This window comes from Nocardia sp. NPDC052566 (assembly GCF_044547285.1).
Lineage (GTDB): Bacteria > Actinomycetota > Actinomycetes > Mycobacteriales > Mycobacteriaceae > Nocardia.
On the sequence record NZ_JBIUAF010000007.1, the window covers coordinates 204,890 to 220,991 of the forward strand.

The following is a 16,102-nucleotide window of genomic DNA, read 5'->3' on the forward strand; positions in this document are numbered from 1 at the left end:
GCCGAATCGCGCTCGCGTTATGCTGCGTGGGTTTGGTGGGTGTTCGACGGGGAGGGGTTAGGGTGGTCGAGCTTCGTCAGGGTGATGAGTTCGCCGGGTATGTGATCGACGGTGTGCTCGGTGCGGGCGGGATGGGGACCGTCTATGTGGCTCGGCATCCGCGGTTGCCGCGGCTGGTCGCGGTGAAGCTGATCAATCGCGACGCCTCCGCCGATCCCGAGGTGCGACGCCGGTTCGAGCGCGAGGCCGATGTCGTCGCGCGGCTGAATCATCCTGGCATAGTCGGCATCTACGACCGCGGCACCGACGGCGGCCATCTGTGGTTCTCGATGCCGTATATCCGTGGGACCGACGCGTCGACACTGGACGCGCGCGCGACGACGGTCGAGCGTGCGGTACGCATCGTCGGCGAGACCGCGGCGGCACTGGACTACGCGCACAGTCGCGGTGTGCTGCACCGGGATGTGAAACCGGCCAACATCATGCTGGCCGCGCCGGAGGGCAGTCTCGGCGAGCGTGCGCTGCTCACGGATTTCGGCATCGCGCGGTGGGCCGACGCGGACACGCAGTTGACCGCGACCGGAACATTCTCCGCGACGGTCGCCTTCGCCTCACCCGAACAGCTGACCGGCGCCACGCTCGATCACGGCACCGACCAGTACTCGCTGGCGTGCACGTTCTTCGCGCTGCTCGCCGGGCAGCCGCCGTTCCCCGGCTCCGAGGTCGGCCGGGTGGTGGCCGGTCATCTCGGGCAGCCCGCGCCGCGACTCACCGCGGTGCGCCCTGATATGCCGCCCGCGATCGATGCGGTGCTCGCGCGCGCCATGGCCAAGAAGCCCGACCGGCGATTCCCCAGCTGCGGCGCGTTCGCCGCCGCCCTCGCGGCGAGCATCGGTGCGAATGCTGTGCCAGCCGTGCCGTCTACGTACCCGGTGCCGCCCGCCGATGCCGTGCCAGTTGCGCAGTCCGCATACTCCGTGCCGCCCGTGCCGCCGGCTCGCCTGGCGCCGACGCAGGTGAATCGCGGTGCCGCGCAGCCGTTTCCGGTCGCGCCACGGCGGACGGGGAGGATCGTGGCTGGTGTCGCGGTATCGGCGCTGGTGCTGGCCGCGGCGGTCACCGCAGGTGTCGTCGCCGTCAACTCCGGCAAGGCCGATTCGGTCGTGCAGGCCAGCGATGACAAGGTCCTGGAGCCGACGCCCGGCGCGGTCGCGGCGCCGCGCAGCCCGCTCGATTGCCCGTCGCTGATCGAGGGCGGCCGGGTCGTCGGCAACGGTCCGGGCGATACGACCAGCGGGCCGTCGGCGATCCTGGCGATGGAGTACGCGTATTACGTCTCGCGCAGCGGCGAGCAGGTACGCGAGGTCGCGGACCCGGACGGTCAGGTTCCGGCGGCGGCCGGGGTGCAATCAGGCATCGACCAGGTGCCGGTCGGCACGGTGCACTGTGTGGTCATCGCCCGGATCGACGCGAACAGGTACTCGGTGGCGATCTCCGAGCAGCACCCCGACGGTCGCCGGGCCAACTACAGCCAGATCTTCACGACCGTCGTCCGCAACGGCCGGACACTGGTCAGCGCGGTAATCGCGCCCGCACCGCGCTGACTCGGACCGGCTGGTGCGGATCCCATTCGGGCAGCGAACGTTTCACGATGCTCGGCGGCCACCATCTGCTGCGCGCCGGTCCTGTCACGCGCACCGAATTCAACGCCGCGCAGCGGTGGGATCCGTGCGCGGCAGTGGGTGCCCGCGCTAGCGCCTACTTCGGATCGCGTTCGGGCAGTGGGCGTTCGATGATGGAGGGGCGGCCGAGGGGGTTGCGGACGCGACGCTTGGCGGAGGTGTAGACGAGAGCGGTTTCGGCGGCCACCACATCCCACGCGAAATCGGCGGTGAGGCGTTCGCGGGCCGCGTAGGCGCGGTCCTGGGCGGCGGCCGGATCGTCGAGGGTGGCGCGGACCGCCTCGACCAGGCCGTCGACATCGGCCGGTTCGAACGAGGCGCCGGTGACGCCGTCGATGACCGCCTCGCCGAGACCGCCCGCGGTGGAGGTGATCAGCGGTGCGCCCGCGGCGGCCGCCTCCAGCGCGACGATGCCGAACGGCTCGTAGCGGCTCGGCAGCACGACGGCGTCGGCGCCGTGCAGCCAGCCGAGTAGCTCCTCGTGCCCGAGCTGGCCCGCGAAGGTGACCGCGCGCGCGACCCGGTGCACCCTGGCCCGTTCACGCAGCCATTCGAACTGGGTACCGACACCTGCGATGGTCAGTGTGGTGCCGGGGTGGGCGCGGCGGATGCGCGGCAGCGCCGCGATCGCGTCCTGGACGCCCTTCTCGTATTCGAGCCTGCCGATGTAGAGCAGCCGCGGCGGGCCGGTGCGCGGTGCGCGCGGGCGGAAGGCCCAGGCGCCGACGTCGATGCCGTTGCGGATCACCGTCATCGGGATGCGCTCGGCGCCGTAGAGCCGCTCCACCTCGTCCTGCATGGACGACGAGCAGGTGATCAGCGCGTCGGATTCGTTGGCCAGCCACCATTCGACCGAGTGCACCTGCCGGTTGACCCGGCCGGACACCCAGCCGCTGTGCCTGCCCGCCTCGGTGGCGTGGATGGTCGAGACCAGCGGCACGTCGTAGTACTCGGCCAGCGCGATGGCCGGATGCGCGACGAGCCAGTCGTGCGCGTGCACCACATCGGGGGTCCAGCCGTCACCGATGCCCGGTTTGCCGAGCGCGACACCGGCACGCACCATCGCGTGCCCCATGGCCAGGGTCCAGGCGAGCATGTCCTCGCCGAAGTCGAAGCAGGGCGGATCCTCCGCGACCGCGACCACCAGCACGCCCTCGGCGATATAGGAGTGGGTGGGATGGGTCGAGGAGTCGGTGCCGGAGGGCCGCCTGGACAGCACGACCACCTCGTTGCCCGCCGCGGCCAGCTCGGTCGCCAGGTGATGGACGTGCCTGCCGAGCCCACCGACCACGACCGGTGGGTACTCCCACGACACCATCAAGATTTTCATGCATGTCCTTTGTTGCCGAGCCGGCGTGCGTCCAAACCAGGAAAGAGTCCGTCGGCCGCACCCCATCCTGCCGCCAATTGGTCCGCCTTCGCGACCTGCCCCGCGCCGACGGCGGTCGCGAGCTCCCGCACGGCATGCGCGTGCTGGTGCGCGCGGTCGCGTGCGTATCCGGCGGCCGAGTCCTTGCTGACCATGAACGCCCAGTCGCTGGACACGGTGAGGATCGCCTCGCGCAGCAACTGATCGGCGACCCGGTCGCGCAGCGCGGGCGATCCGGTACGCGCGGCGCGCATCTTGTCGACCGTATCGAGGGCCAGGCGCACGATGTCGTCGTTCAGCTCGACCAGATCCTGGACCTGATCGCCTGCCCACACCCGCCAGTCCTTGCCGGAGCCCCAGGACGAATCGGTCAATTGCACTGGCGCACCGACGAATCCGCGGTCGCGCGCGTCGGCGAGGGTGCCGACGGTGACACCGGCCTCCGGCAGTTGGCGCAACACCTGGGCCAGCCACTGCGGGCCCTCGTGCCACCAGTGCCCGAACAATTCGGTATCGAATGCCGCCACGACGAGCGCCGGTTTCCCGATGCGCTCGGATTCGCTGATGAGGCGCTCGCGCACGGTCTGCACGAAGTCGTCGACATCGCGCGCCACCGCGGCGGCCGCGAGTTCGGGATCGTAGGGCGCCTTGTCCGGACCGGCCACCGTTTTACCGGTGACGCGGGCGGGTTTGAGGCCGGTCGCGTGATCGTAGTGATGGAAATCACGATAGGCGCCGTGGCCCGGGTAGCCGGATTTGGGTGACCACACCCGGTAGCTCACGTGCAGATCCCGGCCGAAGGCGACCACGTCGGAGTCGCGCACCGGCCGTCCCGCGGTGGTGTCGCCGCGCAGCGCGGGACCGTCGACCATGAAATGGGTCACACCCGCTGCGGCGTAGCCGGTTTCCATCCCCGGTGTATATCCGCACTCGGGCGCCCAGATGCCGGTCGGGGTGTGGCCCCAGCGCTGGTGCGCGTCGGCGAGGCCCTCGGTCAGCTGGAATTCGCGCAGCCGCGGATCGAGCAGCGGCTGGAACGGGTGCGCCAGCGGGCCGCCGAGCAGTTCGATCGCCTCGGCGTCGATGAGCCGGCGCCACACCCGCGCGGCGCCGTGCCGCCAGTTGACCTCGAAATCCGCCAAAGCCGCTGTGGCCAAACGATGTTCGTGCCTGCCGAGGGCGATATTGCCGGCCATGGCCGCCTCGTCGGCGCGCAGCTGCCAGTTGCCGAGCCAGTGGTGCATGCCCGCCAGGCAGTGCGGATCGTCGAGCTGTGCCGCGAGCACCGGGGTGATGCCGAGGCTCAGCAGATGCGAACGGCCTTCGGCGGCAAGGGTGCTCAATACCTCGGCGACGGGCAGGTAGGACGCCGCCCATGATTGGTATAGCCATTCCTCGCCGACCGGCCAGCGGCCGTGGTGGGCCAGCCAGGGCAGGTGTGAATGCAGGACCAGCGTGAACTGACCCGGCACGGATTGTCTGCTCAAGGCTTCACCGCGATGGCGACGAGATCGAGGCTCGCGTCGATGTCCTCGGTGGTCATGGCGAAATCGTCGATGGTGACGGCGGCGACGTCGGCGGTCAGCGCGGCGGGCCACGGCTCACCGGCCAGCGCGCGTTCGATCTGGGCGTCGATGAACGAGCCACCGTGCTTGGCGTCCAACGCTTTCAGGCCGGGGCCGTGGTGCACGCCGGTCATCAGCGTGACCTCGAAACCCGCCTCGATCAGCAGTTCGGTCAGCTCGGCGGCGTTGAGCTCGCGGGTGTGGAACGGGTTGAGCGGGGTATCGCGTCCAGGAGAGAAGGTGATGCGGTTCGGCGTGCTGATCAGCAGCTCGCCGCCGGGCCGCAGCACACGCAGGCATTCGCGGAGGAACTGGCCCTGATCCCAAAGATGTTCGATCACCTGGAAATTCACCACGACGTCGACCGAGGCGTCGGGCAGCGGCAGGTCGGCGAGGTTGCCCTGGATCATCTCGACGCGCGGATAGCGTGCGCGCACGTGCTCGACCGCGCTCGCGTCGTAGTCGAGTCCGGTGACCTCGGCGGCCACGTCCGCGATCATGTCGGCGCCGTATCCTTCGCCGGATCCGGCCTCCAGCACCACTTTTCCGGCGCAGCGCTCGAGCAGGCGCGCATAGGCGATCTCGTGCCGACGGAACCAGTAATTCTCCTCGGCTATGCCGGGAACGGTCCTCTCGCCGGTCAGCGGCAGCGGTTCGAGGGCGCCGGGGTTCGGGTCCGCGGCAGGGATCACAGCCTCGCTCATCCGTCCGACGTTACTTGGCCCTGTTTGCGCGCACGATATCGCCCAGTGCATCGTTCTGAGAGAGAAGCGAGTAAGTTACCCACGGGTAACTTAACGTAGGGTAGTGTCACGCCCTGAGCTACTCACAAGGACGTACGGCCCAGCTCGTACGACCACCACGCACGTGTACCTAGAACAGGAGGTCGACGAAGACCGATGCCGAACATCGTCGTACTCATCAAGCAGGTTCCCGACACCTGGTCCGAGCGCAAGCTGACCGATGGTGACTACACCCTCGATCGCGAAGCCGCCGACGCCGTCCTCGACGAGATCAACGAGCGCGCCGTCGAAGAGGCGCTGCTGATCAAGGAGGCCCAGGGCGGCGAGGTCACCGTGCTGGCGGCCGGTCCGGACCGGGCCACCGAGGCCATCCGCAAGGCGCTGTCCATGGGCGCCGACAAGGCCATCCACATCAACGATCCGGCCATCCACGGCTCCGACGCGGTGCAGACCGCGTGGGTGCTCGCCGGTGCGCTCGGCCAGGTCGAGGGCGTCGAGCTGGTCATCGCCGGTAACGAGGCGACCGACGGCCGCGCCGGTGCGGTGCCCGCGATCATCGCCGAGTACCTCGGCATCCCGCAGCTGACGCACCTGCGCAAGCTGACCGTCGACGGCGACCGGATCACCGGTGAGCGCGAGACCGACGAGGGCGTCTTCAAGCTGGAGGCCACCTTGCCCGCCATCGTCTCGGTGACCGAGAAGATCAACGAGCCGCGCTTCCCGTCCTTCAAGGGCATCATGGCCGCGAAGAAGAAGGAAGTGCAGACCTTCACGCTGGCCGACCTCGGCATCGACCCGTCGACCGTCGGCGTCGCGAACTCGGGCACCACCGTCACCGCGGCCACCCCGAAGCCCGCGCGCACCGCGGGCGAGAAGATCGCGGACGAGGGCGACGGCGGCTCCAAGATCGCCGCGTACCTCATCGGTCAGAAGATCATCTGATTCGCCTCGGCTGAGACTTCGTAGGAGAGAAGAACAATGGCAGAAGTACTTGTGCTCGTCGAGCACGCCGACGGTGCGATCAAGAAGGTCAGCACCGAACTGCTCACCGCCGCCCGTGCCCTCGGCACCCCGGCCGCCGTCGTGCTCGGTACCGCGGGCACCGGTGAGAAGCTGGCCGACGCGCTCGCTGCGGCCGGCGCCGAGAAGATCTACGTCGCCGAGTCCGACGATGTGGAGAACTACCTGGTGACCCCGAAGGTCGACGTGCTGGCCGGCCTGGTCGAGGCCGTCGCGCCCGCCGCCGTCATCGTCGCCGCCACCGCCGAGGGCAAGGAGGTGTCGGGCCGCCTCGCCGCGCGCATCGGCTCCGGCCTGCTCGTCGACGTCATCGACGTCAAGGCGGACGGCTCGGTCGTGCACTCGATCTTCGGTGGCGCGTTCACCGTCGACGCCAAGGCCACCGGCGACGTGCCGGTGATCTCGGTGCGCCCCGGCGCCGTCGAGGCCGCCCCGCAGGCCGGTGCGGGCGAGAAGGTCGCCGTCGAGGTGCCCGCGCAGGAAGAGGGCGTCGTCAAGGTCGTCTCCCGCGAGCCGGTCGTCGCCGGTGACCGTCCGGAGCTCACCGAGGCGGCGATCGTCGTCTCCGGTGGTCGCGGTGTCGGTTCCGCCGACAACTTCGCGGTCGTCGAGGCGCTGGCCGATTCGCTCGGCGCGGCCGTCGGCGCCTCGCGTGCCGCGGTCGACTCGGGCTACTACCCGGGCCAGTTCCAGGTCGGCCAGACCGGTAAGACGGTCTCGCCGCAGCTGTACATCGCGCTCGGCATTTCCGGTGCGATCCAGCACCGCGCCGGTATGCAGACCTCGAAGACCATCGTCGCGGTCAACAAGGACGAAGAAGCCCCGATCTTCGAGATCGCGGACTACGGCATCGTCGGCGACCTGTTCAACGTCGCACCGCAGCTGACCGAAGCGGTCAAGGCGCACAAGGGTTAATTCCCTTCCGCTTCATCACGATCGGCCCTGGGCAGCTGCCCAGGGCCGATCGTGTTTTCGGATAACCTGCGGATATGGCTGTTCCTACGACTCGGATGCTGGTGCTCGCGGTGGTGCGGCTGCTGCAACCGGTGCATGGTTACGACGTTCGGCGCGAACTGCTTTCGTGGCATGCGGACGATTGGGCCAATGTGAAACCCGGTTCGATCTACGGCGCGCTGAACACCATGCAGCGCGACGGGCTGGTCGCGGTGGAGGGTGTGACGCAGGAGGGGGCGCGGCCGGAGCGGACCACCTATCGGCTGACGAAGGAGGGGGAGAAGGTCTTCGGCGACATGCTGCGCGAGGCGATCTGGTGGACCGAGCAGCCGAAGAACCCCTACTCGGCGGCGATCGCACTGCTGCCGCATCTGCCGCGCGAAGAAGTGATCGCGGCGTTGCGGGGGCGGATTCTGAAGTTCGAGGCCGAACTCGTCTTCTATGACCGTGAGCAGGAGCGCATTCTCGCGGGCAGTGGTGACCCGGCGGAGTCCGAACCGCACCATGTCGCCGACGCGATCCGGTTGACCGCCGATCACGTCAGGGCCGATCTCACCTGGACGCGAAAGACGTTGGAGCGCATCGAAAAGGGCGAACTGGATGTGTGGACCGACTGGCAGCGCCTCGACGGCGGCTCGATGACGATCTGATCAATCCTGAATAGTAAAGCTTGACTATTAAGGTCGACGTTTCTACCGTAAGCGGTGTGGAAACGATCGACTCCGTTCGCGACCGCGCAGGCGCCCCGATGATCGAAGTGCGTGGGCTGGCGCGAACATTCACTACCAAGACCGGTCCCGTCGCGGCGGTCACCGGTGTCGACTTCGACGTGCACGACGGCGAGATCCTCGGCCTGCTCGGCCCCAACGGCGCGGGCAAGACCACGACGTTGCGGATGTTGAGCACCCTGATCGCGCCGACCTCGGGCGAGGCGACCATCGCGGGCGCCGACCTGCGTGCCGAACCGCGCATCGTGCGCGCGCGGATCGGCTATGTCGCGCAGGGCGGTACGACCAATGAGAACGAACTGGTGCTCGACGAATTGGTGCTACAGGCAAGGCTTTTCGGCTTGTCCAAGGCGCAGGCCAGAGCCAATGCCGAGGAACTGCTCGTCGCGCTCGACCTGGCCGGACTCGGCGGACGCAAATGCGGTCAGCTCTCCGGCGGCCAGCGCCGGCGGGTCGACATCGCGCTCGGCCTGGTGCACGGGCCGCGACTGATCTACCTGGACGAGCCGACCACCGGGCTCGACCCGCAGAGCAGGGCCAACCTGTGGGAGCACATCCGGCGGCTGCGCGAACGCGGCACCACCGTGGTGCTCACCACCCACTATCTGGAAGAGGCCGACGCGCTGTGTGACCGGCTGCTGGTCATGGATCACGGCGGCATCGTCGCCGACGGCTCGCCGGACGAACTCAAGCGGCGCATCTCCGGCGATGTCGTCAGCCTCGAAATCGACGACGCCAGTGCCGATCTCGCGATCGAGGTGGCCCGCGAGGTGCTCGAGGTGCGTTCGCTGGTCTCCGCCGACGGTGTCGACGACACGCACACCGGGATGACCCTGGTGCACCTCACCGTCGAGCGCGGTGACGCAGCGGTGGTTCCGCTGCTGCGCGCGCTGGACGAGCGCGGCCTCGCGCCGGGCGCGCTCACCGTCAAACGACCGAGCCTCGACGATGTCTTCCTGACCATCACGGGGCGCTCGCTGCGGGAAGGAGCGCGGGCATCATGAGGTTCTTCCGCGATACCGGCCTGATCTTCTGGTCGCAGCTGCGGTCCAACGTGCGCAACCCGGTGTGGGTGATCATCGGTCTGTCCCAGCCGATCCTGTATCTGGTGCTGTTCGGTCCGCTGGTGAAGGGCGTCGCGTCGGCGTTCGGGCCCGGCGCCGATCCGTGGAAGGTGCTCACTCCCGCGCTGGTCATCCAGACCGGGCTGTTCGGCGCGCTGTACTCGGGCTTCTCCATCGTGTCCGAACTGCGTTTCGGCGTGGTCGAACGGCAGCGGGTCACCCCGGCAAGCCGGGGCGCGCTCCTGCTCGGCCGGGTGCTCAAGGACATGGTCGTGCTCGTCGCACAGGCGCTCGTGCTGGTCGGTGTCGCCGCGCTCGCCTTCGGATTGCGGCCCGACGCACTGGGTTTGGTGGCCTCGGTGCTGCTGATCGCGGTGATGTCGGCAGGGCTGGCCGCGGCGTCCTACGCACTCGGGCTGTGGGCGCGCGCCGAGGACGTGCTCGCCTCGGTGCTCAACAGCGCCGCGCTACCGCTGATGCTGCTGTCCGGCATCCTGCTGCCGATGACGGTCGGGCCGAGCTGGTTGCAGAACATCGCGAAGGCGAATCCGTTCTCGCACACCGTCGATGCGGCCCGCGCGATGTTCCGCGGCGAGTTCGCGACCTCGGACGTCTACCTCGGCACCACGCTCACCGTGCTGGTCGCGCTGGCGCTGATGTACCTCGGCGCGCGCAGCTTTGCCCGCGAAAACGCCTGAGTGGCAACGGCATACCCGTGCCAGGATGCCAGAACAGCTGAGCCCCGACCGCTGTGCCGCTCAGGCGCGAGAACGGCTGAGCGGCAATGGCATGCGCTGCTCAGCCGCGATGCAGGCTGGCGAGCAGCGTGGCGAGGATCGGGGAGCGGCGGACATCGCTGCGCAGCACCGCGGACACCGGGATGCGCAGCGGGTGTTCGGCCAGCTTCAGCACGACGAGGCCCTCGGTGGAGCTGTCGGCGTACAGGACGGTCCACGCGTCGGGGCGGTTGATCAGCTCCATGCTCGCGGTGTGGTCCGGCGGGATCGGCGGACCGTAGGTCGGCCCCATCGGCTTCTCGGCGAACGCCGATCGAATGATGGTGTGCAGCAACACCTGCTCCTGCTCCGGCGGCAGCAGCAGCGGGTACTTGCTGAGATCGGTGAGCGTCACCACGTCACGGGTGGCCAGCGGATGCCCGGCCGAGGTGGCGATGACGAGGTCCTCCACCCAGAGTTTCTCGACGGTCAGGCCGGGCTGGTCGACGCTGCCGCGGATCAGCGCGAGATCGCAGTCGCCGTCGGCCACCGCGGCGATGCGCTGGCGGAACGGTTTGATGACGAACTCGATCTCCGCGCCCTGATGCGCCGCGCGGGTACTCGCGATCGCGGACAGCGAGCGGGTCGCGAAGGACATGTTCGCGGTCAGGCGCACGCGCGGCCCCGTGATCCGCACCGCCGCGCGGATCGCGGACTCCAGGCTGAGCATCTGTTTCGCAAGGGGAAGTAGCCGTGTGGTCGCGTCGGTCGGCACGACCGAGCGCGTCGAACGCTCGAAGAGCTGCACGCCGAGGTCGCGCTCCAACCTGGAGATCTGGTGGCTGATCGCCGACTGCGAGATGAAACAGCGGGCTGCCGCGCCGCTGAAGCTCAGCTCCTCGCAGACCGCGACGAAGTAGGTGAGCTGCCGAAGTTCCACAGCGCCTCGCATTCATGACGGATCGAGATAAGAGTCTTCTGAATTATGCGCCCTGGCTCGTGAAATATCTGCCCTTCGAATTACGGTTCGTAATGAGAGAAGGAGGCTGTCATGCAGTACGCAGATGCGGGGATCGAAACCGCGGAAGTTGTCATCGTTGGATCGGGGTTCGGTGGGCTCGCTGCCGCGAAGCAGCTCGCCAAGTCGGGGATCAACTACGTGCTGATCTCCAGCACGCCGGAACATCTTTTCCAGCCGCTGTTGTACCAGGTTGCGACCGGTGTGCTGGAATCGGGGGAGATCGCGCCGCCGATCGCGTCGGTGCTGCGCAGGCACAAGGAAGCCGATGTCCGCCTCGGCAAGGTGGTCGGCGTGGACGCCGACAAGGCGGTCCTGACCTACGAGACCGAGGACGGCCCGCGCCGGATCCGCTACGGCTCGCTCATCGCCGCCACCGGCGCAAGCCAGTCCTACTTCGGCCGTGACGATTTCGCCGAGAAGACCTACTCGCTCAAGACCATCGACGACGCCAAAGTGCTTCGGGCGCAGATCGAACGGGTCTTCGCCGAGGCTGCCGAGGCGGACGCCGAGACCGCGCGCAAGCTGCTCAGCTTCGTGGTGGTCGGCGCGGGCGCGACCGGCGTCGAGGTCGCGGGCCAGCTGAAGGAACTCGCGAAAAGGCACTTCCACCAGGAGGTTTCGGTCACCCTCGTGGAGGGCGCCGGTGAGGTGCTTCCGCCGTTCGGCGGTGGGCTCTCGGAATACGCGAAGAAGTCGTTGACCCGCAGCGGCGTCGAGGTGCTGCTCGGCACCTTCGTGACCGACATCGAAACCGGTGTGGTCACCGTCAAGGACAAAGACGGTGTGCAGCAGCAGATTCCGGCCGAGACCGTGGTCTGGTCGGCGGGTGTCGCCGCGGGCGGATTCGCCGAGATCCTGGCCGAGGCCACCGGAGTCGAGACCGATCGCGCCGGGCGCCTGCTCATCAACCCGGACCTGACCGTCGGCGGGCACGCCGATATCTACGCCATCGGCGATATGACCTCGCTCAACGGCTACCCCGGCCAGTCGCCGGTCGCCATGCAGGAGGGCAGGCACGCCGCCGACATCATCCGCCGCAAGAAGCAGCCCGGCACCCCGTTCAAGTACTGGGACAAGGGCAGCATGGCGGTGATCAGCCGGTTCAGCGCGGTGGTGAAGCTGACCGACCGCATCACCTTCCGCGGCGTGATCGCCTGGGCCATGTGGCTCGCGGTGCACCTGCTGTACCTGGTCGGCTTCCGCAACCGCTTCGCGGCGGTCGCCTCCTGGCTCGTCGCCTTCATCGGCACCGGCCGTCCCGGATTCGACGAGGTCGAGGCCGCGCCGACGCTGACCGCCGTATCCGAACGCAAGGCCGCTTGATCGCTGCCGCATATCAAGGCCTCGCGCAGGTTCGCTGCGCGGGGCCATGACGTGTCTTCGGCCGGAAAATGCCTTGTCAGCAGGCAAAAGGCGCGATGCGGCTGCGCTGGCGCGAACGGGGTGCGACCGATCGGTGAACGGTCGGTGTGATCGTCGTCTCGTTCACTTAAGCGGCATCGGGGCGACACTTCGAGGTCGCTCCGGCGCAGTGTCGGGCTGGGTTCATTACAGGTATGACAGCATCGCTCAGCGATTCCATGAGGGGCGGTGGTCGGGCGACGGGTGGGCCGATCACGTCCGTGTTGACCTCGCCGGCTCGACCGACGGACTCCGGGGTGGAGCGGTCTCGCTATTCGCTCGTTGTCTCGTCCGATGCCGACCATCGCACCGCGGCACAGCGGCTGCGCTACGGCGTCTTCGCCAACGAGCCCGGCTTCCACATTCCCGACAACGGCACCGGCCTCGACGCCGACCACTTCGACGAGCACTGCGACCACCTGCTCGTCCGCGACGATCTGACCGAGGACTTCGTCGGCTGCTACCGAATGCTGCCGCCGGACAAGGTGAATGCCGCGGGCGGCTACTACACCGCCACGGAATTCGATCTGGCGCAACTGGATCCGGAAGGCCACCGGATCGTCGAGATGGGCCGCGCGTGCGTGGTGCCCGATCATCGCAACGGCTCGGTGCTGACGCTGATGTGGGCGGGCATCCTGCACTACATTCAGCTCACCGGCTACGAATGGGTGATGGGCTGCGTGTCGGTGCCCATGCGGGACAGCCCTACCGACCCGGCCGGTGTGAACGTGCGCGGCGTGCGGGACATGCTGCTCGGCAGGCACGGCTGTGATCCGGAACGCCGTGTGCACCCGTACAACCCGGTGATCGTCGACGGCAAGACGCTCGACGAGATGACACCGCCGCCGCGGCCCAAGCTGCCGCCCCTGTTGCGCGGGTACCTGCGACTGGGCGCGGAGATCTGCGGTGAGCCCGCGCACGATCCCGATTTCGCGGTCGCCGATTTCGTCGCACTGCTCGGCCTCGACACCATCAACACCCGCTACCTGAACCGATTACAGGACGCTGCCGCGTCGTTCGACGGAGGACGGTGAGGTCAGTGGTGTTCGACGCGCCGCCCGCCCAGGCCACGCACGCATGGATGCCGTCGAGCCCCTGTGGGCCCGGCTGTATCGAAGGGATCGATGAGGTCGGGACCGGCCGGGTGCTCGCCCGGGTCGCCGGCGTGGTCGGACTGCTCATCAGCTTTCCGGTGGTCAACGTGGTCACGCCGCCCGGCGCGCGCGAGCGCCTGCGGCGGGGCTATGCGCGAACGCTGTTGAACTGCCTCGGCATTCGGCTGCGCATCGTGGACAATCGGACGCCCGCGGCCGTCGATACCGCCGACGTGCGCTACGGCGAGCCCGGACAGGGCGTCATGGTGGTCACCGGTCATATCGGCTGGACCGATATCGTCGCCCTCGCCGCCGTGCAGCCGCTCGGCTTCGTCGCGCGGGCGGACATGCTGGACTGGCCGCTGCTCGGCGGGCTGGCGAAGCTGATGCGGGTCATCCCCATCGACCGCGAGCGCTTGCGCGAATTGCCCACCGTGGTAGCGCAACTCGGCGCGCGCCTGGCGGCGGGGGATCGGATCGCGGTATTCCCCGAGGGCACCACCTGGTGCGGCCGCGCCTACGGCACGATGCGCCCCGCCCTGTTCCAGGCCGCCGTGGACACGGCGACCCCGGTGCAGCCGGTCCGCCTGCGCTACCTCGACCGGCACGAAACCCAGTGCACGGTCCCCGGTTTCGTCGGTATCGATACTTTCGCGAGTTCCGCTGGGCGCGTGTTGCGCTCGCGCGGCATGGTCGCCGAGATCGTCCTCGAACCACTGGAACAGCCGGGCGACGACCGCCGCGAGCTGGCCCGCCGCTGCGAGCGCGCCGTCCGAGGCACCGAATTGTCGCGCCACGGCCTGTGGATCGAAGCGGGCACCACCCGAGTTCAAGACCCAGAGGCGGCTGTCACCGACGCGCCGGAAGTCGTTCGCCCGCAACGGAGAAGGCTGCGCCCGACGTTCCGTGGCCGGGACAACCGCCACGAGGTCACCCGAGGCGAAGTGGTGACCTAGGAACGGGTCCGGCTACCTCAGATCGTCGGCAACTATTCGCTCGATATTGCGTTCGGCGAGCGCGGTGATGGTGACGAACGGATTCACCGTGGTGCTGCCGGGAATCAGCGACCCATCGATGACGTACAGGCCCTTGTAGGCGGTGAGCCGCCCGAAGTTGTCGGTCGACTGATCGAGTACGCAACCGCCGAGCGGGTGGTAGGCGAAGTCGTCGCCCCAGGTCTTGTAGAGCCCGAACAGGTCGGTGCGGTAAATGGTGCCCTCCTTGCGGTTGATCTTGTCGAAGACCCGCTTGGCCGCATCGATACTCGGCTGGTTCCATGCGGTCTGCCAGTTCAGGTCCACGGCGCCGGTGCCGGAGTTGAAGCTGAACTTGCCGCGATTGGGATTCTTGGTGATGGCCAGGTACAGGCTGATGAAGGTCTCCAGCCCGGCCGGAATGGGCGAGACCTCCGCGAAGACCGGACCGGCGGTGTCGGCCCAATTGTCGATGCCGAGGCACGGAATACAGGACTGCAGGCTGCCGGTGTCGTCCCACACGTGATTGGCGCGGGCGACCATGACATTGCCGTTGTTGCCCCAGTTGGCGCCGACGGTGTCCGGCAGGTCGGGCAGTTTGCCCTGCGCCTTCATGGCCACCAGTAGCTTGCTGGTGCCCACGCTCCCCGCGGCGAAGAAGACACGTTGCGCCACAACGGCTTTGGTCGCCACGATCTTGCCGCCGGTGTCGAGCTGGTTCATCTCCACCCGGTAGCCGTCCGCGGCGGGCGCCACCGCGGTGACCTTGTGCATGGCTGTGATGCCGACTCTGCCGGTGGCGACGGCCTCGGCCAGGTAGGTCTTGTCCACCGACCTCTTGCCGTAGTTGTTGCCGTAGATGACCTCCGAGGCCAGCGCCGAGCGGGTGGCCTGGTTGGCCTGTTCCTTCTTCATGTACTCGAAGTCGTAGACGTTGGGCACGAAAGCCCAAGCGAATCCGGAACGTTCGGCGTGCTTGCGCCCGACTCGGGCGTACTTGTAGCACTCGGCTCCGTCGAACCAGCTCTGATCGAGCTGGTTGACGCCGAGCGCGGCAGTGGCCCGAGGGTAGTAGGTGGCATACATTTCGCCCGCGTCGACCGTCGGCAGGATGCTCGCGAAGTTCTCCGGCTTGGGCGTCACCGCCATCCCGCCGTTGACCAGCGAACCGCCGCCGACACCGCGGCCCTGGTAAATCTTGATGCCGCTGAACTGTTCGGAATCCAGTACGCCGGTGTACTTCTGGATGTCTTTGTTGTAGTCGCCGCCGGCGAAATGATTGATGGGCTGATCGGTGCGGGTGCGCAGCCAATAGGACCGGCCGTCCGGTTTCAACATGGTGCAGAAGATCTTCCCGTCCGATCCGGGCGTGGACCAGGACATACCCATTTCGACGACGGCCACGTCGATACCGGCCTGCGCCAGTCGCAGCGCCGCCACCGCACCGCCGTAGCCGCTGCCGATGACCAGGGCGGGGACCTTGTCGCCATCGGCGAGTTGTTTGATCGGCACGGCCTGAGCCGGTAGGTGGCGCGAGAGCATTGCGCCCCCGATAATGACACCTGTTGCAGCTAGTAGTCGGCGCCGGGGGATTGCGCCACAATATTGGCTTCTTCCAGCATTTTCATAAGCGAATCCACGCATTGTGTGGCTCCTCACCGAGACTCCGATGAGAACCTGTTATATATCGTTTGAAGTGCTGGTGTGTCAGTTTTGGGAAACCTTCCGATGCCCTGCGACAGAACTGGTGATCATCCGGGACGAAGGTGTG

The 16,102-nt window shown here is 67.9% G+C and carries 14 protein-coding genes; 9 read left to right on the plus strand and 5 right to left on the minus strand.

Annotated features, from left to right (window positions below):
• The first annotated feature begins 62 nt into the window (after positions 1–62).
• Positions 63–1,604 carry a protein kinase gene (locus ACIG5A_RS35595; RefSeq protein ID WP_397248383.1) on the plus strand — a complete coding sequence of 514 codons (1,542 nt, stop codon included), beginning with the start codon at positions 63–65 and terminating at the stop codon, positions 1,602–1,604.
• A 154-nt stretch (positions 1,605–1,758) separates the two neighbouring features.
• Here the strand turns inward: ACIG5A_RS35595 and ACIG5A_RS35600 are convergent, their stop codons facing one another.
• Genes ACIG5A_RS35600 through ACIG5A_RS35610 form a run of 3 tightly spaced genes read right to left on the minus strand, consistent with a single transcriptional unit; the run spans position 1,759 to position 5,320 of the window.
• A complete protein-coding gene (locus tag ACIG5A_RS35600) occupies positions 1,759–3,012 on the minus strand; it encodes a glycosyltransferase family 4 protein (protein WP_397248385.1) in 1,254 nt (417 codons plus the stop codon).
• On the minus strand, positions 3,009–4,538 hold the full coding sequence (locus ACIG5A_RS35605) for a 1,4-alpha-glucan branching protein domain-containing protein (protein WP_397248387.1): 1,530 nt from the start codon (positions 4,536–4,538) through the stop codon (positions 3,009–3,011). Before ACIG5A_RS35605 ends, ACIG5A_RS35600 begins: the two co-directional genes overlap by 4 nt.
• Entirely contained in the window at positions 4,535–5,320 is a 786-nt protein-coding gene (locus tag ACIG5A_RS35610) for a class I SAM-dependent methyltransferase (protein ID WP_397248389.1), read from the minus strand. The genes ACIG5A_RS35605 and ACIG5A_RS35610 overlap by 4 nt, the downstream gene beginning before the upstream one ends.
• Before the next feature lie 195 nt (positions 5,321–5,515).
• On the opposite strand from ACIG5A_RS35610, the gene ACIG5A_RS35615 reads away from it, so the two are divergent.
• The 5 genes from ACIG5A_RS35615 to ACIG5A_RS35635 all read left to right on the plus strand — a co-directional run bounded on the left by ACIG5A_RS35615 (position 5,516) and on the right by ACIG5A_RS35635 (position 9,823).
• The gene (locus ACIG5A_RS35615; RefSeq protein ID WP_397248391.1) at positions 5,516–6,301 is read left to right on the plus strand and encodes an electron transfer flavoprotein subunit beta/FixA family protein; all 786 of its coding nucleotides are present in this window, start codon (positions 5,516–5,518) and stop codon (positions 6,299–6,301) included.
• A gap of 36 nt (positions 6,302–6,337) precedes the next feature.
• Positions 6,338–7,294, plus strand: coding sequence for an electron transfer flavoprotein subunit alpha/FixB family protein (locus ACIG5A_RS35620; protein WP_397248393.1), 957 nt, complete (start codon positions 6,338–6,340; stop codon positions 7,292–7,294).
• A gap of 74 nt (positions 7,295–7,368) precedes the next feature.
• Positions 7,369–7,983: a PadR family transcriptional regulator gene (locus ACIG5A_RS35625; RefSeq protein ID WP_397248395.1), complete on the plus strand. Its 615-nt coding sequence runs from the start codon at positions 7,369–7,371 to the stop codon at positions 7,981–7,983.
• Positions 7,984–8,039: 56 nt separating this feature from the next.
• Complete coding sequence (locus ACIG5A_RS35630) at positions 8,040–9,065, plus strand: ATP-binding cassette domain-containing protein (protein ID WP_397248397.1); 1,026 nt, start codon at positions 8,040–8,042, stop codon at positions 9,063–9,065.
• The gene (locus ACIG5A_RS35635) at positions 9,062–9,823 is read left to right on the plus strand and encodes an ABC transporter permease (RefSeq protein ID WP_397248399.1); all 762 of its coding nucleotides are present in this window, start codon (positions 9,062–9,064) and stop codon (positions 9,821–9,823) included. The genes ACIG5A_RS35630 and ACIG5A_RS35635 overlap by 4 nt, the downstream gene beginning before the upstream one ends.
• Before the next feature lie 100 nt (positions 9,824–9,923).
• Here the strand turns inward: ACIG5A_RS35635 and ACIG5A_RS35640 are convergent, their stop codons facing one another.
• Complete coding sequence (locus ACIG5A_RS35640; RefSeq protein ID WP_397248401.1) at positions 9,924–10,781, minus strand: LysR family transcriptional regulator; 858 nt, start codon at positions 10,779–10,781, stop codon at positions 9,924–9,926.
• 111 nt (positions 10,782–10,892) lie between these two features.
• Between ACIG5A_RS35640 and ACIG5A_RS35645 the strand changes: the two genes are divergently transcribed.
• The 3 genes from ACIG5A_RS35645 (at position 10,893) to ACIG5A_RS35655 (ending at position 14,313) form a co-directional block, all read left to right on the plus strand.
• Positions 10,893–12,185: an NAD(P)/FAD-dependent oxidoreductase gene (locus ACIG5A_RS35645; RefSeq protein WP_397248403.1), complete on the plus strand. Its 1,293-nt coding sequence runs from the start codon at positions 10,893–10,895 to the stop codon at positions 12,183–12,185.
• Positions 12,186–12,442: 257 nt separating this feature from the next.
• Entirely contained in the window at positions 12,443–13,297 is an 855-nt protein-coding gene (locus ACIG5A_RS35650) for a GNAT family N-acetyltransferase (RefSeq protein ID WP_397249419.1), read from the plus strand.
• Positions 13,294–14,313 carry a lysophospholipid acyltransferase family protein gene (locus tag ACIG5A_RS35655; protein WP_397248406.1) on the plus strand — a complete coding sequence of 340 codons (1,020 nt, stop codon included), beginning with the start codon at positions 13,294–13,296 and terminating at the stop codon, positions 14,311–14,313. Before ACIG5A_RS35650 ends, ACIG5A_RS35655 begins: the two co-directional genes overlap by 4 nt.
• A 12-nt stretch (positions 14,314–14,325) precedes the next feature.
• Here the strand turns inward: ACIG5A_RS35655 and ACIG5A_RS35660 are convergent, their stop codons facing one another.
• Positions 14,326–15,873: a GMC oxidoreductase gene (locus ACIG5A_RS35660; protein ID WP_397248409.1), complete on the minus strand. Its 1,548-nt coding sequence runs from the start codon at positions 15,871–15,873 to the stop codon at positions 14,326–14,328.
• Between the last annotated feature and the right edge of the window lie 229 nt (positions 15,874–16,102).